This window comes from Mesorhizobium australicum, assembly GCF_900177325.1.
In the GTDB taxonomy this organism is placed as follows: domain Bacteria; phylum Pseudomonadota; class Alphaproteobacteria; order Rhizobiales; family Rhizobiaceae; genus Mesorhizobium_A; species Mesorhizobium_A australicum_A.
In genome coordinates this window covers 714,876-737,543 of record NZ_FXBL01000004.1, presented here as the reverse complement: position 1 = coordinate 737,543, position 22,668 = coordinate 714,876, and the positions used below count along the sequence as shown (strand labels likewise).

Below are 22,668 nucleotides of genomic sequence, written 5' to 3'. Positions count from 1 at the left end.
CCTTGCTTGCGCGGGCATTGCCGTCTCACGACGTGTCGCGCGGCTCCTGCGCTTCCCAGGCGAAATAGTGCAGGTCGCGCAGGATGTCGTCGATCGGGTGCTCGGGCCGCGGCGAGCCGGGCCGGCGCAGCCCGTAGGCGCGGCCGGGGCGCAGCGTCGAGAGGCGGCGGACGCGGCGTGCCTTGCGCAGCGCCTCGCAGCGCGCCCGCCAGCGGGCGAGCCGCTGCGCCTGGCGCGGCAGGTCGGCAAGCGCGCGGCTGAGCGCGTCCACCCGCCGGCGCAGATATCCGGCATCGATCGGGTCGTTGGGCGACGGCTCGTGGCGGGGCGCGACGGGAAAGAGCGGCGTCCAGCCCGGCACGGACATGCGCGGCACGCCGGAGCTGCGCATGAGGAATGGCGGCCTCGTCGGATCGGGCAGCGGGTCGAGGAGGGAGAAGGCGAGTTTGCGCGGGGGGTTCGCTTCGGCGGGAACCTCGGCGGGACCGGCGCAGGCGAGCCCCAGGCCGGGGCGGACGGGGATGTGCGTGACCAGCGGGCCGGACCTGGTCTTGAGCGGGGCCAGCACCGGCTCCGCTGCCACCATGTCGCGGCCGACGACGATGATCAGCCGGCGCACGGCGGCTTCCGCCGCGCGCAGCAAGCGGTAGACGGCGCGGTGCCAGCGGCGGGGAAGAGTCGGGGACGGCAGATACCCCTCACCAGGTCCTTCGCTATGGCTCCGGGCGCTCGGGCGCTCGAAAAGCCCCGCCATGACGCACAGCGTGGCGACGATGGGGCCGAGCAGGCGCACGTTGCGCTCGATGACGCCGTCCCAGTCGATCCCGCTTTCCCCGTCACTTCTGTCCCAGACACTCACCGTCGCCTCCTTTCATCGCCGACAGTGTCGCGGAGGCGGGAAGGGGTGTGGATGGAAAAAGCGATGGCGGGTACGCCGCTCGATCTCTCCCCTTGAGGGAGAGAGTGAGGAATGGTTCCGCGCAGCGGATGACAAGCCCTTGAATGGGCTTGTCAAATGACGAACGCCCGAAGGGCCGATTTCACGACCTTGGCCGAAGGCCAAGTCTTAGAAATCGCACGTGAGGGGGAGATTGTGGCGGCGGCGATCCACCCCTGGTGGGAATTGATGCACGCCCCTATCGCACCAGGAGAGCCTCCGGCCGGAGGTAGCGGCGGCCTGCCGGGGCGGGTCCCGCTGCTTTCGGGCCCTCCGCTATGGCTTCGGGCGTTCGGCTGCTGCAGAAGGTCCACCGGACCTTCTGCTTCGCCTGCGGCGAACCGCTGCCTCACCCCCCCGTTCGACGCCTTTCGTCATGCCACCGGCATGACGAATTCGCCTGCGGCGAACCGGCGTCTCACCCCTCTCTGGCAAATTCCAAGGACTTGGCTGCGCCAAGCCCAGGAATTTGCTTTCTCCCCCTCCAGGGGGGAGATAGAGCGCTAACTCGCCAGCGCCTCATAGACCTTGCCCCAGCGCCTGGCGCTCTCGGCATGCAGTCTCTCGACAGCCGAGCTGACCTTGCCGGACGCGGCGTCCGTGAGGCGGCGGAACTCTTCCGGTGACAGCGCCACCGCTACGTCGCACCCCCGCCGCTGGACAAGAACCGGCTCAGCCTGGGCCATGTCGATCAGTTCGTCGAAACGGTTTTTGGCGTCGGTTGCGGCAAGGGTTTTCATAACAGGCGATTAGCTAAACTAGCTAATTTGGACAAGATGCCTAGAGCCACCGATTCGTTCGCACGGGAAGTTGCGGAATAGTACGGGTTGGCGGCGAGACCATTCCAATCATCAAGAACATTGACAATGGGCAATTTATGCACATATATCCCTCATTTAACGCTCATATGGAGTTAGAGAATGAGCAAGATACGGATGAACATCGAAGTTAGCCCTGAAGTGGCTGATTTCATCGAGCGCCTCGCAAACGAAGAAGGGGCTACCAAAACCGAAATAGTTCGCCGTGCTCTATCGGTCTTGAAGGCCTATAAGGACCAGAAGGAACGCGGAAGAAGCCATATAGGATTCGTAAAGGACCCAAGCAAACTTGATGCCGAAATAGTTGGCGTGCTAAACTGAGATATTCCGATGAATCACCCGGAGAAAATCGAGTCGGATGAGGTTATTCCAAGGTCCTCAGTAAGTGAAACTCCGGGTGATCTCTTGAAGATTAGAGCAGCTCTGATCATAGCTGCAGCTGCTTTAATAGTTGGGGTTCTGTTTCTATCAATCGCCTTAAGAATGGGTGACAGGGAACTTCAGACTTGGGCCACAGGGCTCATTTCTCTCGTTGTAGGCAGCGCAATCGGCTTTGCGTTCTCCAATAGCACAAAATCTGGATGAGGGTTGAGGGGCGGAGATGGGCATTGCAGCAAACTTGGAAGGGAGAACGGTTCCCGGAAAGAAGATGCCCGGGCTTTGGACAATCCTGGACCGACTAACGGACCCGGACGGCAACAGTGGTGGCAAGCGCTCTTTTGGTTACAGGGTTCGTCACGAGAGTGGCAAAGAGGGCTTCCTAAAGGCGTCCGATGCCGATCTTGCCCACGACAACGATGAATCCATAGCGGTGCGGCTTCAGGCCGTCCTAATGCACCATTCATTTGAGGCGGGGGTTTCAGAGCACTGTCGTGGTAATAGTATGGATCGTGTATCGCTTACGATTGATTTCGGCGACGCTATGTTGGAAAACAATGGCGTCAAAGAGCCTCTATTTTACCTAATATTCGAACTCGCAGACGGCGATGTAAGAACACACGCCTTGATCGAGAAAAATTGGACATTTGCGCAGAAATTTTCTCTACTACATCACGTCACCGTAGGTATATCGCAACTACATGGCGCGCTAGTAAGCCACAATGATATAAAGCCCCCCAACATTCTAGTGTACAGCGATGGCCACCGCGTTGCCGATCTAGGTCAGGCTACGCGTGAAGACATTCTAGCTCCGCATGATTGCAACGCTATAGTTGGTGATCCGCGTTATGCTGCTCCCGAGGTGCTTTATGCAAAAGACGGAAAGCCGGGCCAGCGCATCTTTTCTAATGAGTCGCGACGGGCGTGCGATTTATATCTCCTTGGAAGCTTTATCTACTATCTATTCTGTGGGAGAATGTTAACTCCCTCCTTGGTCGATCGGATGAGTGCTCTCCACCGCCCGCTTGCTGTAGGCGGGTGGGGTGGCACATTCCTAGAAGTTCTCCCCTATTGGCGCGCTGCCTTTGGTGAAGAGATTGAGTGTTTGGCAGATACTCTGGCTGCGTCTGCGGACCCCGCCGTTCGAAAGTATGCCGATCAGATCGTCGATTGCGTCCTTCAACTAAGTGAGCCAGACCCGGCCAGACGCGGCCATCCGGCCGAAATCTATCCACGTGGTACCCATTACTCGCTAAAAAGATACGTGTCACTGTTCGATAGGCTGGCACAGGTTGGATAATGGACGAAAGCGAGTTGACAAAGCCCCGTCGGATTCTGCCGCGGTGGCGAAAATTGGCTTTAACGCCGACTACCGAGATGCGGGGGTCGGAACAGGCTAGGTCGGAGATTCACTCAAGCGCCCGTCGCGAATTGGAGCGGAGTCTGAGAGAGTGGCATGCGCAACCCGATCTAATCAGTGCGGCAGAAGTAGCAGATGCTGTCTCGCTCGCGGGGCAGGACGTTCGGGCAAACTCTGCACTTGAGTTTTTCCGAAGCTCTTCAACACAAAAAATCGCTTACGCGGCTCTGCCTTCGTCCTATGGTGACGATACGCTTTATTCTACAATTCGTAAGCTCAAGGTGCGACTACGCCGTCAGCCACTTGACGCTATTGCGGCAATTGAGCTGGCACGAAACTACACGTTGATAGGTCAGTTGACCCCAGCCGCCAAGGCGGCCGAGCGTGCCTTAAAAGCAGCGCCAGAGGATAGATTTGTATTGCGAAGCGCAGCTCGCTTTTTCGTGCATCAGGGAGATTTGGCGCGCGCTTACAGGGCTATCACAAAATCAAACCTAGTTCGGGTTGATCCGTGGATAATGTCGACCGAAGTTGCGTTGGCAGATCTTTTGGGTCGCAGCCCACGATGGGGTATATCGCAGATCGCCGGGATCGCAGGATCAAAGCGAATAAATAGGCAGTATAGTGAGCTTGCGTCAGCGTTGGGCATGTTGGAGATTTCTTCCGGCAACCGGAAGCGAGCGCGACGTCTCATCGCGCGAAGCTTAGATAACCCAACCGAAAATGCAGTTGCTCAAGCGCAATGGATGGATCGAAGCGACAAACTGCAGGTCGACTATCCTAACAACCTTCTTGAACGAGAGGACATGCACGAGGCACGAGTGCTTCACTCGCTTGACACCGGCGAAGTGTCTGTAGGCGTTGAAAGTGTCGAGCGTTGGTTCTTGGATGAGCCTTATTCTGTGCGAGCAGCAGCGCACGGATCATTCATTAGTCTCGCCTTAGCGAGAGATTATGAAGCTGGATTGGGCTTTGCGGATCGAGGACTAGTCGCCAATCCAAGCAGTTTCATGCTGCAGAACAACAGGGCATTCGCTCTCGCAAAGCTAGGGAGGGTAGAGGAAGCCGAAATTGCTCTGTCAAAAATAAAACCACCTTCAAAGTCAGTGGAGGCCATGTATAGGGATGGTCTCGAAGGGCTTGTGAGATTTAAGAAGGGAGATCTGGAACTCGGTCGGCATTTTTACATGGAATCAATATTCAAGGCGAAGGATGCAGAGAATTATCCGGTTCTTCTGTCAGCTCTAATGCACTGGTTTGAGCAAGAATTTGAAGCAGGTACGATTGATCGTGAGACAGCAGTAGATCTAGTGAAGAATATAGATATGTCTTTAGCCAGAAACAAAAGGGATTTCGATATGTCTCTTCGCAGATCGTGGGATATGATAAAAGCGTCTACTATCTGCAAGGAACAGAATCAAAATAGGAAGGTACTTGGCTCATACAAAGGAGTTGAGTTCTTCGTGCCGGCCGATCTATTTTAAGATTCCAATTAGCGGCGCTAGTTGTCCCCCATCTTCAGCGCTTCAATAAACGCCATCCCGGCACGCCATCCCACCCCTTCGCGGCAACTGGCCGGACTTGACGCAACGGCAGGTCGAGGGTCTAGTCTGGCGGGCCGGCGTCGGGCCGGCGGAGACCGGAGATTGCGGATGCGATATCTTTCCCGCCGCCTTGCCGCCCTGATGATGCTCTGCGCGGCCGCGTCGCCGGCGGGGGCGCAGACGGCGCCCAGCATCTACGACGGCGCCAGCCCGATGGCGACCTGCACCAACATGGACCCGCCCCGGATCGCCTGCCTGAAAACCTTCCCGAAGACGCCGTCGACCACGCGCGTGCTGATCCGCTCCGTCAACTGCTACATCTATTCGTCGGTGCGGATGGACCGGCTGACGCTCGGCATGACGGAGGTGCAAGGCGGGCCGACGAAGAAGAAGGTGTTCATCCCCATCAAGGGCGAGACCGTGGTCAACAGCACCTATGTCTACACGATCAACGAGCCGGTCTATTTCTATGTCGGCCGCGACCGCTTCCTCGAACTGTCGCTGAGCTTCGTGACCTACGGGATGAGCGGCGCCGAGTGCTCGATCGCGGGGGAATATGTGCAGTGATGCGGCGGCGCGCCGCGCGGGGGGGCGGCGGGGTCGGCTCGCGTTGCGAAACGTCTCGATCGTAGCACAAACTGATAGGTTGAGGGGTCGCAGCAGCTTCAACGTCCCCCCGGGGCGGGTCCCTGCTGCCTGCGGCAGCCCCCGCCCGGACTTGCGCTCGCATCGATCCACCGGATCGATGCGTCGGGCCGGAGGCCCGACCGCTTAGTCCCCCATCTTAAGCGCCTCAATAAACGCCGCCTGCGGGATGTCCACCTTGCCGAACTGCCGCATGCGCTTCTTGCCCTCTTTCTGCTTGTCGAGCAGCTTGCGCTTGCGGGTGATGTCGCCGCCGTAGCATTTGGCGGTCACGTCCTTGCGCAGCGCCGAAATGGTTTCGCGGGCGACGACGCGGCCGCCGATGGCCGCCTGGATCGGGATCTTGAACATGTGCTGCGGGATCAGCTCCTTCAGCTTCTCGCACATGGCGCGGCCGCGCTTTTCGGCGGCGGAGCGGTGGACCAGCATGGAGAGCGCGTCGACCGGCTCCTCGTTGACCAGGATCGACATCTTGACCAGGTCGCCCTCGCGATAGTCGGTGAGCGCGTAGTCGAAGGAGGCGTAGCCCTTGGAGATCGACTTCAGCCGGTCGTAGAAGTCGAACACCACCTCGTTGAGCGGCAGGTCGTAGACCAGCATGGCGCGTTTTCCCACATAGGAAAGGTCGTGCTGGACGCCGCGCCGGTCCTGGCAGAGCTTGAGGATGGAGCCGAGATAGTCGTCCGGCGTGAGGATGGTGGCGCGGATCCACGGCTCCTCGATGTGGGCGATCTTGACCAGGTCCGGCATGTCGGCCGGGTTGTGCAGCTCCTTCACCGTGCCGTCGGTCATCGCCATGCGGTAGACGACGGAGGGCGCGGTGGCGATGAGGTCGAGGTCGAACTCGCGCTCCAGCCGCTCCTGGATGATCTCGAGGTGGAGAAGGCCGAGGAAGCCGCAGCGGAAGCCGAAGCCGAGCGCGGCCGATGTCTCCATCTCGAAGGAGAAGCTGGCGTCGTTGAGGCGCAGCTTGCCCATGGCGGCGCGCAGGTCCTCGAAGTCGGCGGCGTCGACCGGGAAGAGGCCGCAGAAGACGACCGGCTGCGCCGGCTTGAAGCCCGGCAGCATCTCGGGCGTCGGGCGGCGGTCCTCGGTGATGGTGTCGCCGACGCGGGTGTCGGCCACCTCCTTGATCGAGGCGGTGATGAAGCCGAACTCGCCGGGGCCGATCTCCTCGGCCTGGATCATCTTCGGCGTGAAGAAGCCGGTGCGCTCGACCGGATATTTGGCCCCGGTGCCCATCATGCGGATGGTCTGGCCCTTCTTCAGCGTGCCATCGATGACGCGCACCAGCACGATGACGCCGAGATAGGCGTCGTACCAGGAGTCGACCAGCATCGCCTTCAAGGGCGCGGCCGGGTCGCCCTCGCGCGGCGGCGGGAGCTGGTGGACGATGGCTTCGAGCACGTCCGGCACGCCGAGGCCGGTCTTGGCGGAGATCAGCACGGCCTGGGAGGCGTCGATGCCGATTACCTCCTCCACCTGCTCGCGGATGCGCTCGGGCTCGGCGGCGGGCAGGTCGACCTTGTTGAGCACCACGACGATCTCGTGGTTGGCGTCGATCGCCTGGTAGACATTGGCGAGCGTCTGGGCCTCGACCCCTTGAGAGGCGTCGACGACCAGCAGCGAGCCCTCGCAGGCGCGGAGGCTGCGTGAAACTTCATAAGCGAAGTCGACATGGCCGGGCGTGTCGATGAGGTTGAGGATGTAGTCCTCGCCGTTCTTGGCCCGGTAGGAGAGGCGCACGGTCTGCGCCTTGATGGTGATGCCGCGCTCGCGCTCGATGTCCATGTTGTCGAGCACCTGCTCCTTGCCCTCCATCTCGCGCGCGTCGAGCCCGCCGGTGAGCTGGATCAGCCGGTCGGCGAGCGTCGACTTGCCGTGGTCGATGTGGGCGACGATCGAGAAATTGCGGATGTGGTCGAGCGGGAAGGTCATGAGCGCGCCTTTAGCAGGGAAGTGCTGAAAGGCAAAGGGTCCGGGCCGCGCGGGCGGCCCGGAGATGCGCTGGCCTCAGCGGCCGGGCACGCGGCAGCAGGTGCGGCTGGCGCGCAGGGTGGCGGGGCCCGTGGAGTTGTTCAGTGCCGAACAGGTGCCGCTCTTGAAGAAGACCATGGGCATCATCCAGGTGGAGGATTCGCAGTTGGTCGAGGTCTGGGTGTAGCCGGCCGCGCAGACGGGCGCGACGGCGTTGCCACCGCTCCCCGGCGCGACGGTGAGATCGCCCGTCGCCGTGGTGACGCAATCGAGCGCGGTCGCCACCGGGCGCATGTAATAGCCGATCACGTCGATGACATAGTGCACCTGGGTGCTGGCGCGCACGGTGATGTCCCAGAGGCAGGTGTTGCAGGCGGGGACGGTCAGGTTGCCCGCCTCGCCGTAGCTGCCGGCAGAGAACAGGATGCCGGGGCCCGCCTCGTGCGTCTGGCCGTAAGCGTAGACCTTGAACGTGCCGTTGCCGGCCGGCGAGAGCAGCGAGATCGAGAGCGCATAGGCGGCAGGATACGTGCCGGGAATGCCGCAGTCCGCTGAGGAATTGCCGCCGGCGATGGTGCCGACGCCGCCCTGGCCCTGATAGCTCCCGGCCGGTGCGACGACCAGGTGGCGCGGCGTGGCGGCGGGCAGCGGGCTGTTGAGCACGACGGAATTGGCGATGCGGCAGCGGCCGTTGGGCAGCGGCGTGAAGGTCAAATCGGCATTGACGTCGCCGAGCGCCTGCGGCGCCACGAGGCCGTTGCCGATCGCGCCGGAGGCGGCCTGCACCTCGACGGCGGTGGGGATGTAGCCAGTCAGCGCGGCATGCATCAGCTCCAGCGTCGGCGCGGTTGTGGCGCGCAGGACATTGGCGGCGTCTCCCTCGGCGATGGCGGCCGTCAGCCTGGCCGACCAGCGCGCGACGTCGCCGCCCGGCGAGGCCTTGACCACGCTTTGCCACTTGGCGATCAGCTCGCGCGTGATCGCGGCGCGCTGGGCCGCGGTGAGGCTGGTCACGGAGGGGGTGGACGCCGTGGACGTCGAGACCGCGCCGGGCGCCTGGGCGGCGGCGGGGTTTAGCGCGGTGAGCGCGGCACAGGCGGCCACGCAGATCGCTTTCAGCACTTGCATCCTATTGCTCCTGGGAAGATCGAATGCCCCAGGGCAGTGTAGTTGACGTTACGTCATGTTGGGAAGACATAAAGACGCCAGCGTCTGGAATTCGCGGAAGATGGCGGCCCAAGACCATTCGGACAGGAGGCCTCGCCGCCGGGCGAAGGAAGATCTCGGCATCGCTCCGCCGGCGGATGCAACTTTGCGATTGCAAATCCGGATTGTACAATTTTAGAGTGCGATGCCGGCAAAAAGACCGGCTTTCTCGCGCGTCCGTTGAATGGAGGACGGCGTGGCGTTGGGCCGCGCCCACGGCCGCGCGCGTCGCGACGGGGGGAGCGGGGTGGACGCGGAGGATTTCATCCGGCGCTGGACAGCGCGGGAGGGGGGCGCGGAGCGTGCCAACTATCAGATGTTCCTGTCGGAGCTCTGCGACGTGATCGCGGTCGACCGGCCACGGCCGGCGGGGGCCGAGACCGGGCGCAACGACTATGTCTTCGAACGCGCGGTGCGCACCCGCGACAGCGACGATGTGGCCTCCTCGAAGCGCATCGATCTCTACAAGAAGGGCTGCTTCATCCTGGAGGCCAAGCAGTCGCGTATGCCGGGCGCCAAGAACGCCATACCCGGGCAGCTGCCGCTGCCGGACGCGGAGCCCGAGAGCCTGGGCAGGCGCTCGGCGGCGCGCGGCTGGGACGCGATGATGCAGAATGCGCGCCGGCAGGCGGAGGCCTATGTCTTCCTGCTCGATGCGAGCCAGCCGGCGCCGCCCTTCATCGTCACCTGCGATGTCGGCCACGCCTTCGAGATCTTCGCCGACTTCACCGGCACTGGCCGCGCCTACGGCCAGTTTCCCGACCGCAAGGGCTTTCGCATCTACATGGAGGACCTGCGCCGACCCGAGACGCGCGACCTGCTGGCGAAGATCTGGACCGATCCCGCGAGCCTCGACCCGGCACGGGAGTCGGCGCGAGTGACGCGGGCGATCGCACGGCGGTTGGCGGAGGTGTCAAAGGCGCTGGAGGCAAAGCATGCACCTGAAGAGGTGGCGCATTTCCTGATGCGCTGCATCTTCACCATGTTCGCGGAGGACGTCGATCTTCTTCCCAGAGGCAAGTTTACCGACCTGTTGCAGGACTGCATTTCGAGCCCCGGCGCCTTCGTGCCGCTGATCGAGGAATTGTGGGCGAAGATGGACAACCCTGCACACGAGCGGCGCTTCTTCTCGGCCTTCCGCGCGCATCTGCGTCACTTCAACGGCAATCTGTTCAAGGACGCGCGGGCGGTCCCCCTCGGCCGCGAAGAGATCGGCGAGTTGCTGGAGGCTGCGAGGGCAAAGTGGACCGAAGTCGACCCGGCGATCTTCGGCACCCTGCTGGAGCAAGCGCTGGAGCCGGGCGAGCGCAGGAAGCTCGGCGCACACTACACGCCGCGTTCCTATGTGCAGCGACTGGTCGAGGTGACGGTGATGGAGCCGTTGCGCGAGGACTGGGAACGGGCACTGACCAAGGCGGAGGACGCCAAGGAGCGCGGCGAGGAAAAGACCGCGGCCGCGATCGTGCGCGCGTTTCATCACGGGCTCTGCACGACCCGCGTGCTCGACCCTGCCTGCGGCACCGGCAATTTCCTCTATGTCAGCCTGGAGCTGATGAAACGGCTAGAAGGCGAGGTGCTGGAGACGCTGGCGCGTCTCGGCGTCAGCGAGAGCCTCGGCCTGGAGCGGGAAACGGTGGACCCGCATCAGTTCCTCGGGCTGGAGCTCAATCCGCGCGCGGCTGCCATCGCGGAGCTCGTCGTATGGATCGGCTACCTGCAGCAGCATTACCGCACGCATACGGGCCATCCGGCCGAGCCGATCCTGAAGGCCTTCGCCAACATCAATTTCGGCCGCCGCGACGGCTATGACGCCGTGCTGACCTGGGACGGATATCCGCTGCCAACGGTGGCGGACAAGAACGGGAAACGTGTCGAGACCTACCCGAATGCGCGCCGGCCGGACTGGCCGGAAGCGGAGTTCATTGTCGGGAACCCTCCGTTCATGGGCGGCAAGGACATGCGGTCGCGGCTGGGCTCGGCCTATGTCGAGACGCTGTGGGCGGTGCACAAGCACATGAACGAGAGCGCGGATTTCGTCATGTACTGGTGGGACCGGGCGGCGGAACTCTTGACGCGCAAGGCGAGCCCGTTGCGTCGCTTCGGCCTGGTGACGACGAATTCGATCAGCCAGGTGTTCCAGCGCCGGGTGATGGAGCGGCATCTCAACGCCAAGAACCCGATGAGCCTGGTCTTCGCCATTGCCGACCATCCCTGGACCAAGGCGACCAAGGACAGCGCGGCGGTGCGGATCGCGATGACGGTGGGCGAGGCGGGGAAAAAGGAGGGGACGCTGTATGAGGTGATGGAGGAGACAGGACTGGATACGGATGAGCCGAGGCTGGAATTCGGTTTCAAGAGCGGAGCGATCAATTCCGACCTGACGACGGGCGTGAACGTGGCGACTGCATCACCACTGCTTGCGACACAGGGGCTTTGCTCGAGAGGTGTGCAGCTCATGGGCTCCGGGTTTATTGTAACTCGCACCGAGGCTGAGCATCTCGGTCTTCACACCAGACCCGGCCTCGTCAAACACGTCAAATCATACCGAAACGGACGAGATCTCACCGCGCATCCGCGTAATGTCATGGTCATCGATCTGTTCGGCCTTTCGGCCGAGACTGTTCGGCGGGATTTTCCGGAAGTGTACCAGCATCTCACGGAGCGGGTGCGATACGACCTCGACGAGCATGGTAAACCACGCACGGATAAGGATGGCCGCAAGCTCGGGCGCGAATGGAACAATCGCGGAAGCTACCGGCAGAACTGGTGGATATTTGGTGAGCCGCGCGGGGAGCTCAGGCCTGCTCTTGACGGGCTTCCGCGTTACATCGCCACCGTCGAAACCACAAAGCATCGTGTATTTCAGTTTTTGGATGCTTCGATTCTGGCCGACAATATGATCGTTGTCGTAGCTATTCCGGACGCGGCGATCTTGGCAATTCTATCCAGCCGCATTCATACAAGCTGGGCGCCGACAATGGGAGGTTGGCTCGGCTACGGCAACGATCCCCGCTATTCCAAATCCCGCTGCTTCGACCCGTTCCCCTTTCCCGAACTCTCCGAAGCGCTCCGCCAAAAACTGCGCGAGGCCGGAGAAGAGCTCGATGCGCTGCGCAAGCGTGTGCTGGCCGAGCATCCGGACCTGACGCTGACCGGGCTCTACAATGTGCTGGAGAAGCTGAGGGGCGACGCCCCCTCCACCGCTTCGCGGTCCCCCTCCCCCGCAGGCGGGGGAGGATCCGCGCTCACCGCGAAGGAGGAAGACATCAAGAATCGCGGGCTGGTGCTGATCCTGAAGGAGCTGCACGAGACGATCGACCGGCTGACGGCGCAGGCCTATGGCTGGCCAGCGGACCTGCCCGGCGAGGAGATCCTCGCGCGGCTGGTCGCGCTGAACGCCGAGCGGGCGAAGGAAGAGGCGGCGGGCCATGTGCGCTGGCTGCGGCCCGACTACCAGATTCCGCGCTTCGCCAAGGGCGCGCCGGTGAAGACCGGGGAGCTCGACCTCGGCGAAACGGTGGTCGCGATCGACAGCCGCCTGCCGGCCTGGCCGAAGGACAAGGGCGAGCAGACGCTCGCCGTCGAGACGCTGCTCGGCGCAAGCGGCCGGCCGATGGACGTGGCCGCGCTCGCGCGCGGCTTCAGAGGCGGCGGCAGGCGGATCGAGCCGCGGGTGGCGCAGGTGCTGCGCACGCTCGCGCTCTACGGCCGCGCCAGCGCGCTGGCGAACGGGCGCTATGTCGCGCCGGACGGACGCCATATCCTGAGAAAGGCGGCGTGACCTCGGCGGGCGTAGCGATCACGCCGATCGGCCGCCATCCCGCCCTCACGCGAACACGTCGGCCACATATCTCCCGTGGTCGCGCTCGATCGTGTCAGCCCAGGTGTCGGCGTCTTCTGCCGAGGCGCCGGTGGTGTCGCGGTAGATCTTGACCAGGGTTTCGCGCACGGCAGGCGCCATGTGCTTGCCGTCGCCGCAGACGAAGACGGTGCCGCCCCGGCGGAAGAGGTCGGCGATCAGGGCGCGGTCGGACCAGACGCGGTGCTGGACGAAGCGGATGTCGCCCTCCGGCGCGTCGGAGAAGGCGGGCAGGACGGTGACGACGCCGTCGTTCTGCCAGGCCGCGAGCTCGTCGCGGTAGAGGTAGTCGACATCGGGATGGTTGGTGCCGAAGAACAGGAGCGCCGGGCCGACCTCCTGGCCGGCGGCCTTCTGCGCGGCGCGCTCCTGCAGGAAACCGCGGAAGGGCGCGAGGCCGGAGCCGGCGCAGATCATCACCAGCGGCGTCTTCGGATCGGCCGGCGGATGGAAGCGCGCATTGGACGGGCGCACGGCGATGGAGACGCGGTCGCCGGGTTCGAGCCCCGCCAGATAGGAGGAGGCGACGCCCTGGTAGCGGCCGACGCCTGACATCGCCGGCGCGTCGACCACGGCGATGGTGAGCGTGGCGTTGGCCGGGTTCCACAGCGGCGAGGACGAGATGGAATATTGCCGCGCCTTCATCGGCGGCAGCATGTCGAGGAAGCGGGCGAAATCGATCGGGCAGGACTGGAAGCGGTCGAGCAGGTCGATGACGCTGAAGCGGCGGCCGAGTACCTCGTTCTCGTAGCCGTCGCCGGCGAGCGCCTCCAGCTCCTTCTTCTCCGGCGGGCAGCGGGTGGCCGCGGCGAGCGCGGCGACCTGGGCGCGGGTGGCGGGCTGGGCGAGCTCGACATAGTTGGCGATGAGCTCGCCGCAGCTGACCGGATGGCCGACCGGCAGGCCGGTGGAGCCGGCGGCGCGGTCGATGACCACCAGAGTGTCGGAGGAAAGGCCGAAGCGGCGCAGCACGCGGTCGACCAGCGCGTCCGGATTGCGGGCGAGCACGGCGAGATAGTCGCCGGCGCGGTAGGTCATGCCCTCGGGCAGGGCGAACTCGATATGGCGCTTGGAGCGGGCGCCGGCAGCGGCCATGTCGACCAGCTCGCGGTTCTCGACCACGACGCCCTGCTTGAGGTCGCCGAGCCGCAACGCGCTTTCGCGGCCGGCCTTGACGAAGTCGAGATGGATTCCCGCCGGCGCTTCGGGTACGGCGGCCTGCCGGCCGAAGGCGGCGGAAAGCGCCGGCCAGAACGCGGCATACCATTCGTCGAAGGCGCCGAAGAAGTCGCCGCCGGAATCGGCCTCGCCGCGCGGGGCGACGCGCCGGCCGCCGGCCTTTTCAAGGGCCGCGTCGACGCGCTTGGGGATCGCCTGGAAGGTGCGCGCCCACTGGCGGTTGCCGCAGCCGAAGACGGCGAAGGGCAGGTCTTCGAGGGAGCCGGACGCGAGCGCTTCGACATCGGCGACGAAGCGGCGCGCATTGTCCGGCGGCTGGCCTTCGTAGGAGGCCGTGACGACGACGACCGCGCCGTCCGTCGGCAGGCGGCCGGCAAAATCGTCCATCGGCGCCACGGTGGGCGCGAAGCCGTAGGACGGGGCGTCGGCGGCGATGCGGTTGGCGAAGGCCTCGGAGGAGCCGGTGTTGGAGCCGTAGAGGACAAGCAGCGCGGTGGCGGCCTCGCCCTCGCGCAGCGGCGCGGGCGCGGCGGGCGCCAGCATCTTCTGCGGGGCGGCGAGCGAAGGCGCGCGCACCAGCGCCTGGGCAGAGCGGCGCGAGCGGGCGCGGATGCGCAGGCCTTCCGGCTTGATGGTCAGCGTCTCGTGGATCTTCAACTGATAGGAGGGGTCGTCGAAGGCGATGTCGAAACGCTGCAGCATCATGGCGAGCACCAGCTGCGCCTCCTGCATGGCGAAGGGCCGGCCGATGCAGGCACGCGCGCCATTGCCGAACGGCTTCCAGGCATTGGGCGGCAGCTTTTCGGCGTTTTCCGGGGCGAAGCGCTCGGGGACGAAAGCCTCGGCATCGTCGCCCCAGACAGCGGGGTCGCGGTGGAGCATCGGCTCCAGGATCATCACGCTGTCGTCGGGCGTGAGCGGATATTTGCCGGCAAGCAGCGTGTCCTCGAGCGGCTTGACGGCGAAGACGGAGGCCGTCGGCCAGATGCGCAGGCTCTCCATCAGGACCTGTTCGATATAGCGCAGCTGCGCCAGGTGCTCGACGCGGGGCATCTCGTCGCCCAGCACCTCGTCCACGACCGCGCGGGCCTTTGCCAGCACCTGCGGGTTCTTCAGCAGAAGGTAGGTGGCGAAGGACAGCAGGCCGCTGGTGGTTTCGTGGCCGGCGATCAGGAAGGTGATCATCTGATAGCCGATGTTCTCGTCGTCGAGCTTCTCGCCGGTGACCGGGTCGACGCCGTTGAGCATGATGTTGAGCAGGTCGTGCTTTTCGGCGCCCCTGGGATCGCGGCGGCGCTCGGCGATCAGCTCCTGCGCGACCGAGCGCATGAGGGCGGCGTCGCTGTCGAAGCGGCGGGCGGTGGACAGCATCAGGCTGGTCATCAGCTTCGGCCGGCGGGCGCGCTGGCCGGATTCCGACAGGGCGCCGACCATGGCGCCGACGAAGGGATGCATCTCGTCGCGGTAGAAGCTGTTGAAGCGGTAGTCGAAGGCACAGAGCGCGATCGTGTCGAGGGTGAGCCGCGTCATGTTGTCGGCGACGTCGATCGAGGCGGCGGGGCCGAAGCGCACCCAGCGGACGAACATCTGGTCGGCGATGTCGAGCATGCGGTCGAACATGGAGCGCACGCCGATCGGCCCGAAGGCGGGCATCAGCAGCCGGTGGGCCTTCGCCCAGTTGGGCTCGCTGTTGTAGGCGGTGAACAGGCCGTCGCCGGCAAAGGCGCGGATTTCCTTGAGCGGCGGGTGGACGCGCTTGTTGAAGCGGCTCTCGTCGCAGAGCTCGTTGACCAGTTCCTGCGAGCTCGCGACGTAGAACTCGCGATCGAGGATGCGCAGGCGGAAGAACGGGCCGTAGGTGCGGGCAAGCCGCATCAGGCTCTGCACCGGAGCATCGGTGTCGAGCTCGGGCAGGTTGCCGACGAAAGGCCGCAGCGGCGGCTGGGGGATCCGGGGGGTCGTTGTGTCTTGGGCCATGGGTGTGCACCTTCGGACAGAGGCAGGCGCTTGACCGGACAAGCGCGGCAGACTAAATTACAAACGTAAAATAGATGCGCAAGGCAGGCTTGTAAAGTGGCGATCGTGCAGTCGGCGAGACCGAGAGCGGAGGACCCCCGCTTCCAGCGCAGCCTGAAGGCGCTGGTGGACGCGGTGTCGGAGCTGCTCGACCGCGAGCCGCTGCAGGACCTGTCGATCACGCGGATCGTCGAGGCGGCCGGGGTGACGCGGCCGACCTTCTACCAGCACTTCGCCGACCTGCCGGATGCGGCGCGGCGGGCAGGGCTGGCGCGGCTGGCAGACGCGTTTCCGATCCCGCAGCCGGCGGCGGCGCTGGCCGGGATGGCGACGGCGGAGATGCGGGGGCAGATCGAGCGGCACACGCTGCCGGTGCTCACGCACCTGCGCGCGCATCGCGACTTCTACGTGCGCGTGCTGGAGGGCGGCGGCAACGTGGCGTTCTTCGAGGAGATCGTCGCCTTCGTGGCGCAGCGCATGCTGCCGGAGGCGTTCGAGATCGCGGCGCGCAAGGGGCTGGCGGCCAGGGACGACCTGATGGCGGTGCTCGCCGGCGGCATCATGTGGCTGGTGATCCGCTGGCTGCGCGGCGAGATCGACGGCGACCCGGAGGCGATGACGCGGCGGATCTCGGGCGTCGCCACGACGATGATCAAGAGCGGCAGCTGAACCGATTCAGAGCTGCGCCACCGGCGTCCAGATGATGTCGTCGATATGGCGCGCGCCCGTGGCCAGCATCACGAGGCGGTCGAAGCCCAGAGCCACGCCGGAGGCGTCGGGCATGATCGACAGCGCCGACAGGAAGTCTTCGTCGATCGGGTAGCGCTCGCCGTAGACGCGCTGCTTTTCGTCCATCTCGGCTTCGAAGCGGCGGCGCTGTTCGGCGGGGTCGGTGAGTTCGCCGAAGCCGTTGGCGAGTTCGACGCCGCAGCAGTAGAGCTCGAAGCGCTCGGCCACGCGCGGATCGTGCGCGGTGGGGCGGGCCAGCGCCGCCTCGGCGGTCGGGTATTCGCACAGCACCGTGGCGACGCCGATGCCGAGATTAGGCTCGACCTTCTCGACCATGACGCGGGAGAAGAGGTCGGCCCAGGTGTCGTCGGGCGCGGTGCGGATGCCGGCGGCGGAGACGGCTTCGTGGAGGATGTCGCGGTCGGTCGAGCCGTCGGGGCGGATCGAGGCCATCAGGTCGATGCCGGCATGGCCGGCAAAGGCCTGCGCGACGGTGACGCGCTCGGGCTGTGCAAACGGATCGGCCTCGCGGCCGCGGAAGCAGAAGCGCGCAGCACCCGCGCGGGCGGCGGCGAGCGCCAGGAAGGCGGCGCAGTCGTCCATCAGCACATCGTATGGTTCGCCGACGCGATACCACTCGACCATGGTGAACTCCGGCGAGTGCAGCGCGCCGCGCTCGCGGTTGCGGAAGACTTTTCCGAAGGAGAAGATGCGGCGCTCGCCGGCGGCCAGCAGCTTCTTGCAGGAGAATTCCGGCGAGGTGTGGAGATGGAGCGGCGCGCGCTCGCCGCCGGTGGTGATCGCCTCGGTCGAGAAGGCCGACAGGTGCGCCTCGTTGCCGGGCGAGACCTGCAGGATGGCGGTGTCGACCTCGATGAAATCGCGTTGCGAGAACCAGGCGCGAATGTCGGCGGCGATGGCGTTGCGGGCGAGAAGTCGGGGGCGGCGGTCGGCGTGGACGTGGGGTGTCCACCAGGGGGAGGCGGCGGTCATGGGAATATCTCGATCGACGTCATCCTCGGGCCGAGCCCTACGGGCGTTCGATAGGTTTTGCAAGGTCCACCGGACCTTGCAATTCGCCCTAAGTGCGAACCACCAACTCACCCCGAGGATCTGCCAACGGTTGCGATCTTCGTCACCGGCGCAGCGGCGTTCTACGGCGGGCGCGCCGCGCATGGTCGCGCACGACAGCAGATCCTCGGGACAAGCCCGAGGATGACGGCCAGACTCGATGCGGCGAGGTGCTGGCGGCGAAAAATCCCGCTCCGGCTGGCATGCCGGCGAAAGATAGGTTAGAGCGCGGGAAAGCACGCGCGGGTGCGCGAGACAGGGATTCTGAGGATTCGTCATGGTGAAGGTGATTGCGAGTTCGCTCCGCAAGGGCAATGTCGTCGAAAAGGACGGCAAGCTGTATTCGATCCTCTTCGCTGAAAACATCCACCCCGGCAAGGGCACGCCGGTGACCCAGCTGGACATGCGTCGCATCTCCGACGGCGTGAAGGTGTCGGAGCGCTACCGCACCACCGAGCAGGTGGAACGCGCCCATGTCGAGGACCGGCCGTACAACTACCTCTACCAGGACGGCGAGGGCTTCCACTTCATGCAGATGGAGACCTACGAGCAGATCGCCGTGCATCCCGACGTGGTGGGCGACTATGCACCCTACCTGCAGGAAGGCATGGAGGTGACGCTGTCGGTGCACGAGGGCGTGGCGGTGGCGATCGAGCTGCCGCAGCGCGTGACGCTGGAAGTGGTGGAGACCGAACCGGTGACCAAGGGCCAGACGGCGTCGTCGTCCTACAAGCCGGCCGTGCTGTCGAACGGCGTGCGCTCGGCCGTGCCGCCGCACATCCAGGTGGGCACCCGCATCGTGGTAATGACCGCCGACGGCTCCTATGTCGAGCGCGCCAAGGACTGATTCCCAGGACGCGTTTCCAGCTCGCTGAAACGCGCCTCTGACTACCAGCGCAGGACAAGGCGGCCGGCCAGTGCGCCGGCGAGCGTGAGCATGCCGATCGCGAGCGTGTACCAGACGGCGACGAAGAGCGGCGAATCGTCGATGCAGTGGGCGGCGTAGAACGTCGCCGCGAGACCTCCGGCCGCAAGACCGCTGAGGGCGCCGGCCAGCGTCGGCCGGGTCGGCGCTCCATTGCGCAGCGCGGCAAGAAGCATGGCGAGCGGCAGGGCGCCGATCAGCGGAATGAAGGTGAGGCATACGGTCGAGTTGGTGCCGATCAGCCGCGCCATCCGCGCCCCCTCGGGCACGGTGAACAGTTCGGCGATCACGCCCGCGGCGAGCAGAAGAGGCGCGGCGAGCAGCGCGGCGGCCGCGGGTGCGAGCGACGTTCCCGGCCGTGCGGCGGCGCGCCAGGCAAGAGCGGCGGAGGCGGCCAGGGCCAGCGTCACCACGAACTTGAACGGGAAACGCAACGTCGCCGCAGCCTCGGCGATGTCCGGACGCGGTCCGAGCAGGACGAGGAAGACAAGGGCCGCCAGCCCCGCCGCGAGCGCAAAGCCCGCGGCCAGCCGCCGGTCCAGCCGGCCGGCGCCGGCGGTATCCCGCGACAGGCCGCGAATGAGGCTTTGCGTGTCCATTCGACTGCTCAGATCCTTCCCCGGCCATTCGGCCGATGTGCTCGATGTATGGCGCGCCGGGTCCATCCGCCAGCCAGGCGCCGTTCGCTGGGACATGCGGCAGGCTTCTTCAACTAGCCGCGTCCCCTGGCGATGGCCGCGAGCCCGCGATGCAGGGCGACGCGCACGGCGGTCTCGTTCATGCCGAACGCCGTCGCCGCCTCGCCGATCGACAGGCCCTCGACGCTGACCGCAGAGACAACGCGGCGCTGGCCGGGCGGCAGCTGTTCGAGCGCCCGCTCGATCTCGCGCGGGCTGGCGGCATCCTCGACCGGCTCGGCCAGCGTTTCGGCGTAGTCGGCGATGTCGACCTCGATCCGCCGGCCCCGCCGCCGGAGGCTGTCGACCAGCTTGTAGCGCGCGATGGCGAAAATCCACGGGCGGACCGGCGCGTCCGCACGCCAGGTGTGGCGCTTGAGATGGATGGCCAGCAGCGTTTCCTGCACGATGTCCTCGACTTCGGCGCCGCTCCCGGCGTTGCGTCTCGTGACGGCGCGCACCAGCGCGGCCACGCGCTCCAGGAACGCGGCATAGGCCTGCTCGTCGCCTGAAAGCGCTGCCCGCAGCATGCGGGCGAGTTCCGCTTCGTCGGCTTCGGTCAAGACCTTCTCATCCCATCTTCGTCGGGCGGCGGCATTTGTTACACGGGCCGCGGCGGAAATGTCACGGGGCTTCTCACGCAAGCATCACGAAAGCGTGCTCGCGGGCAGTGTAACGCGGCGGCCCTTGGCAGCGAAGTCACCGTCATGGAGCGCATGTCGCGTTCCATCCAAGACTTCCAGAGGAGTAGACTATGAACCGCCAGACCATCGCTCTCGCCCTTGCCGGCTCGCTCGCCAGCGCCTTCGCCACCGCCGCCTACGCAGCCCCGCTGCCCGCCGAGAAGATGGTGGGCATGGAGAAGTGCTACGGCATCGCGCTGAAGGGCCAGAACGACTGCGCCGCGGGCGCAGGCACCACCTGCGCCGGCACTTCGACCATGGACTACCAGGGCAATGCCTGGAAGGCCGTGCCGGCCGGCACCTGCACCACGATGGACGTCAACGGTCACAAGGGCATGCTCGAGCCGATGAAGGGCTGATCCCTCTCGCGCGGGACCGGCGTGCCAATCGGCCCGCCGGCCCCGCCCACACTCGCCGGGGGCGATCGCCCGAAGCGTCCAGCACGAAGAAGCGAGATTCCGCCATGTCCTATGAACCCCTCCATGCTTCCAGACTGCCGCCGCGCGCCGGCATCGGCTTCAAGCCGGAGCACTATGGCGACGTCTTGGAGACGGAACCGGATATCGGTTTCCTGGAGGTCCATGCCGAGAACTATATGGGCGAGGGCGGCATGCCGCATCGCATGCTGGCGGAACTCTCCGCGCGCTACGCTCTGTCGCTGCACGGCGTCGGCCTGTCGATCGGCGCGGCGAGGCCGCTGGACAGGGCGCATCTGGCGCGGCTGCGCCTGTTGATCGACCGCTACAAGCCGCAATCGTTTTCCGAACATCTCGCCTGGTCGACCCACGACACCGGCTTTCTCAACGACCTCCTGCCGCTGCCCTATACGCCGGAAACGCTGGCGCGCGTCATCGACCATGTCGACGAGGTGCAGCAGGCGACCGGCCGGCAGATGCTGCTCGAAAACCCGTCGACCTATGTCCTGTTCGAGGAGAGCTGCATCGACGAGATCGACTTCCTCGACGCCGTCGCAGAACGCACCGGCTGCGGCCTGCTGCTCGACGTCAACAATGTGATGGTGTCGGCCGTCAATCATGGGCTCGACCCCCTCGCCTATGTCGACCGATTCCCGGTCGAACGCGTCGGCGAAATTCACCTCGCCGGCTATGACGAGACGGTCGACGGCGCCGGCGAGCGGCTTCTGATCGACGCACACGGCTCGCGCGTGAGGGAGGACGTGTTTGCGCTCTACCGCCACGCGATCCGTCGCTGCGGTCCGGTGGCAACGTTGATCGAATGGGACAACGACGTGCCGGGCTTCGCCATCCTCCATGACGAGGCTCGGCGCGCCGACGCAGTGCTGGCAGAGGAGGCGAAGCGGCGGGGCTTTGCGACACTGCCGAGGAGGGCGTCTGCATGAGCCACGCCGCTACCGAGGCAGCCTTCGCGGCGGCGCTTCTCGACCCTGCCCTGCCTTCGCCGGGAGGTCTGACGACAGCGCGCGGCGTGCCGGACGAGAAGCGCTTCGCCGTCTACAGGAACAATGTCGCCGTCGGCCTGCGCAAGACGCTGGCGACACGCTTCCGCGTCGTCGAGCGGCTGGTCGGCGAGGAGTTCTTCGCGCTGATGGCGCGCGCCTACATTGCCGGCGCGAGGCCCGCTTCGCCGCTGCTCTTCGCCTATGGCGACGACTTGCCCGATTTCATCGGAGGCTTCGCGCCGGTGGCGTCAGTGCCTTACCTGGCCGATGTCGCGCGGTTGGAAGCTGCCGTGACGCGCGCCTACCACGCCGAAGACGCCGCGCCGCTCGACATCGCGCAACTGGCCGCATTGCCGGCGGAGACGCTGGGCGACGTGCGGCTTGCGCCGCATCCGGCGGCGGCACTGGTGCGCTCGCGTTTTGCCGTGGGCACAATCTGGCAGGCGCACCAGGCGGACGTCGTGGCGCCGATCTCGGCCGCGGGCGGCGAGACGGTGCTGATCGTCCGGCCGGGCTTCGAGGTCGGCGTCCATATCCTGCCGGCGCGCGACGCGAGCTTTGCCGCCGCACTGCTCGACGGCGTGGCGTTGGGTGAAGCGGCCTCGCAGGCGCTCTCGGCCGACGATGGTTTCGATTTCGGCGCCGCACTGCTCGGATTGACGGGCCTGGGCGCATTTGCAGGCACGGTTTCGAACGACAAGGGAGACGAGGATGACGGACATGGTTGAAGCGCCATCCGGCAGCGGATGGAAACTGCTGGCGCCGGTGCGGCGCGCGGAGGGCTGGCTCGCCTCGGTGCCGGCGGCGCTGCCCCTGCTGGCGCTGCGTCTGGCGCTGGCGGTTCCCTTCTACAAATCGGGGCTGACCAAGTGGGACGGGTTCCTGCAACTGTCAGGCGGCGCGCAGTTCCTGTTCGGGCAGGAATTCAAGCTGCACGTTTTTGGCGCGCAGTATCCCTATCCGTTCCCGACGGCCGCAGCCTATGGCGCGGGAACGGCGGAGATCGTGCTGCCGGTGCTCCTGGTGCTCGGCTTGGGCACGCGCTTCGCCGCGCTTGCCCTGCTCATCATGACGGCGGTGATCCAGATCACCGTGCCGGAGGGCTGGGCGAACTTCCACCTGCCCTGGGCTGCGATGGCGCTGACGCTGGCCGTCTACGGCGGCGGCGCGCTGTCGCTCGATCGCCTCATCGGCCTTGGCCGCGAGAAGATGTGAGCCAGGTATTTTCCCGATCGGCGCAAAGG

19 protein-coding genes are annotated in these 22,668 nt (G+C 65.4%); 11 read left to right on the top strand and 8 right to left on the bottom strand.

Annotated elements, in window-relative coordinates; translation table 11 throughout:
- Nucleotides 1-25: 25 nt before the first annotated feature.
- Together B9Z03_RS05895 and B9Z03_RS05890 are read right to left on the bottom strand one after the other, a co-directional pair.
- The gene (locus tag B9Z03_RS05895; RefSeq protein WP_085463337.1) at nt 26-859 is read right to left on the bottom strand and encodes a hypothetical protein; all 834 of its coding nucleotides are present in this window, start codon (nt 857-859) and stop codon (nt 26-28) included.
- A gap of 581 nt (nt 860-1,440) precedes the next feature.
- A complete protein-coding gene (locus B9Z03_RS05890) occupies nt 1,441-1,677 on the bottom strand; it encodes a type II toxin-antitoxin system Phd/YefM family antitoxin (RefSeq protein ID WP_085463336.1) in 237 nt (78 codons plus the stop codon).
- A 180-nt stretch (nt 1,678-1,857) separates the two neighbouring features.
- Here B9Z03_RS05890 and B9Z03_RS29315 point away from each other — a divergent pair, with 180 nt between their 5' ends.
- From B9Z03_RS29315 to B9Z03_RS05880, 4 genes are all read left to right on the top strand, one after another.
- On the top strand, nt 1,858-2,076 hold the full coding sequence (locus B9Z03_RS29315; protein WP_139832180.1) for a ribbon-helix-helix protein, CopG family: 219 nt from the start codon (nt 1,858-1,860) through the stop codon (nt 2,074-2,076).
- A gap of 280 nt (nt 2,077-2,356) precedes the next feature.
- On the top strand, nt 2,357-3,433 hold the full coding sequence (locus B9Z03_RS05885; RefSeq protein ID WP_085463335.1) for a protein kinase domain-containing protein: 1,077 nt from the start codon (nt 2,357-2,359) through the stop codon (nt 3,431-3,433).
- Between the two features lie 53 nt (nt 3,434-3,486).
- On the top strand, nt 3,487-4,977 hold the full coding sequence (locus B9Z03_RS29310; RefSeq protein ID WP_139832179.1) for a tetratricopeptide repeat protein: 1,491 nt from the start codon (nt 3,487-3,489) through the stop codon (nt 4,975-4,977).
- A 168-nt stretch (nt 4,978-5,145) separates the two neighbouring features.
- Nucleotides 5,146-5,604, top strand: a complete 459-nt coding sequence (locus tag B9Z03_RS05880) for a hypothetical protein (protein ID WP_085463334.1) — start codon at nt 5,146-5,148, stop codon at nt 5,602-5,604.
- A 204-nt stretch (nt 5,605-5,808) separates the two neighbouring features.
- Here the strand turns inward: B9Z03_RS05880 and lepA are convergent, their stop codons facing one another.
- Both lepA and B9Z03_RS05870 read right to left on the bottom strand, forming a co-directional pair.
- Entirely contained in the window at nt 5,809-7,620 is a 1,812-nt protein-coding gene (gene lepA, locus B9Z03_RS05875) for a translation elongation factor 4 (protein ID WP_085463333.1), read from the bottom strand.
- A 75-nt stretch (nt 7,621-7,695) separates the two neighbouring features.
- A complete protein-coding gene (locus B9Z03_RS05870; RefSeq protein WP_085463332.1) occupies nt 7,696-8,787 on the bottom strand; it encodes a hypothetical protein in 1,092 nt (363 codons plus the stop codon).
- A gap of 274 nt (nt 8,788-9,061) precedes the next feature.
- Between B9Z03_RS05870 and B9Z03_RS05865 the strand changes: the two genes are divergently transcribed.
- The gene (locus B9Z03_RS05865; RefSeq protein WP_244561669.1) at nt 9,062-12,646 is read left to right on the top strand and encodes a class I SAM-dependent DNA methyltransferase; all 3,585 of its coding nucleotides are present in this window, start codon (nt 9,062-9,064) and stop codon (nt 12,644-12,646) included.
- A 45-nt stretch (nt 12,647-12,691) separates the two neighbouring features.
- On the opposite strand, the gene B9Z03_RS05860 is transcribed toward B9Z03_RS05865, so the two are convergent.
- The gene (locus B9Z03_RS05860) at nt 12,692-15,880 is read right to left on the bottom strand and encodes a bifunctional cytochrome P450/NADPH--P450 reductase (RefSeq protein ID WP_085463331.1); all 3,189 of its coding nucleotides are present in this window, start codon (nt 15,878-15,880) and stop codon (nt 12,692-12,694) included.
- 96 nt (nt 15,881-15,976) lie between these two features.
- Here B9Z03_RS05860 and B9Z03_RS05855 point away from each other — a divergent pair, with 96 nt between their 5' ends.
- Nucleotides 15,977-16,588, top strand: a complete 612-nt coding sequence (locus tag B9Z03_RS05855; RefSeq protein ID WP_085463330.1) for a TetR/AcrR family transcriptional regulator — start codon at nt 15,977-15,979, stop codon at nt 16,586-16,588.
- A gap of 6 nt (nt 16,589-16,594) precedes the next feature.
- On the opposite strand, the gene epmA is transcribed toward B9Z03_RS05855, so the two are convergent.
- On the bottom strand, nt 16,595-17,641 hold the full coding sequence (gene epmA / locus B9Z03_RS05850) for an EF-P lysine aminoacylase EpmA (protein ID WP_085463329.1): 1,047 nt from the start codon (nt 17,639-17,641) through the stop codon (nt 16,595-16,597).
- Nucleotides 17,642-17,996: 355 nt separating this feature from the next.
- On the opposite strand from epmA, the gene efp reads away from it, so the two are divergent.
- The gene (efp, locus tag B9Z03_RS05845; RefSeq protein WP_139832178.1) at nt 17,997-18,566 is read left to right on the top strand and encodes an elongation factor P; all 570 of its coding nucleotides are present in this window, start codon (nt 17,997-17,999) and stop codon (nt 18,564-18,566) included.
- Between the two features lie 41 nt (nt 18,567-18,607).
- On the opposite strand, the gene B9Z03_RS05840 is transcribed toward efp, so the two are convergent.
- Nucleotides 18,608-19,243, bottom strand: coding sequence for an NrsF family protein (locus tag B9Z03_RS05840; protein ID WP_085463328.1), 636 nt, complete (start codon nt 19,241-19,243; stop codon nt 18,608-18,610).
- A 113-nt stretch (nt 19,244-19,356) separates the two neighbouring features.
- Nucleotides 19,357-19,884, bottom strand: coding sequence for a sigma-70 family RNA polymerase sigma factor (locus B9Z03_RS05835; RefSeq protein ID WP_085463327.1), 528 nt, complete (start codon nt 19,882-19,884; stop codon nt 19,357-19,359).
- A 191-nt stretch (nt 19,885-20,075) separates the two neighbouring features.
- On the opposite strand from B9Z03_RS05835, the gene B9Z03_RS05830 reads away from it, so the two are divergent.
- From B9Z03_RS05830 to B9Z03_RS05815, 4 genes are all read left to right on the top strand, one after another.
- Nucleotides 20,076-20,363, top strand: a complete 288-nt coding sequence (locus tag B9Z03_RS05830) for a BufA1 family periplasmic bufferin-type metallophore (RefSeq protein WP_085463326.1) — start codon at nt 20,076-20,078, stop codon at nt 20,361-20,363.
- Nucleotides 20,364-20,467: 104 nt separating this feature from the next.
- Nucleotides 20,468-21,364 (top strand): MNIO family bufferin maturase, encoded by an 897-nt coding sequence (gene bufB, locus B9Z03_RS05825; RefSeq protein WP_085463325.1) that lies wholly within the window; start codon nt 20,468-20,470, stop codon nt 21,362-21,364.
- Nucleotides 21,361-22,152: an HvfC/BufC N-terminal domain-containing protein gene (locus tag B9Z03_RS05820; protein WP_085463324.1), complete on the top strand. Its 792-nt coding sequence runs from the start codon at nt 21,361-21,363 to the stop codon at nt 22,150-22,152. The genes bufB and B9Z03_RS05820 overlap by 4 nt, the downstream gene beginning before the upstream one ends.
- On the top strand, nt 22,136-22,639 hold the full coding sequence (locus tag B9Z03_RS05815; RefSeq protein WP_085463323.1) for a DoxX family protein: 504 nt from the start codon (nt 22,136-22,138) through the stop codon (nt 22,637-22,639). Before B9Z03_RS05820 ends, B9Z03_RS05815 begins: the two co-directional genes overlap by 17 nt.
- Nucleotides 22,640-22,668: the final 29 nt, after the last annotated feature.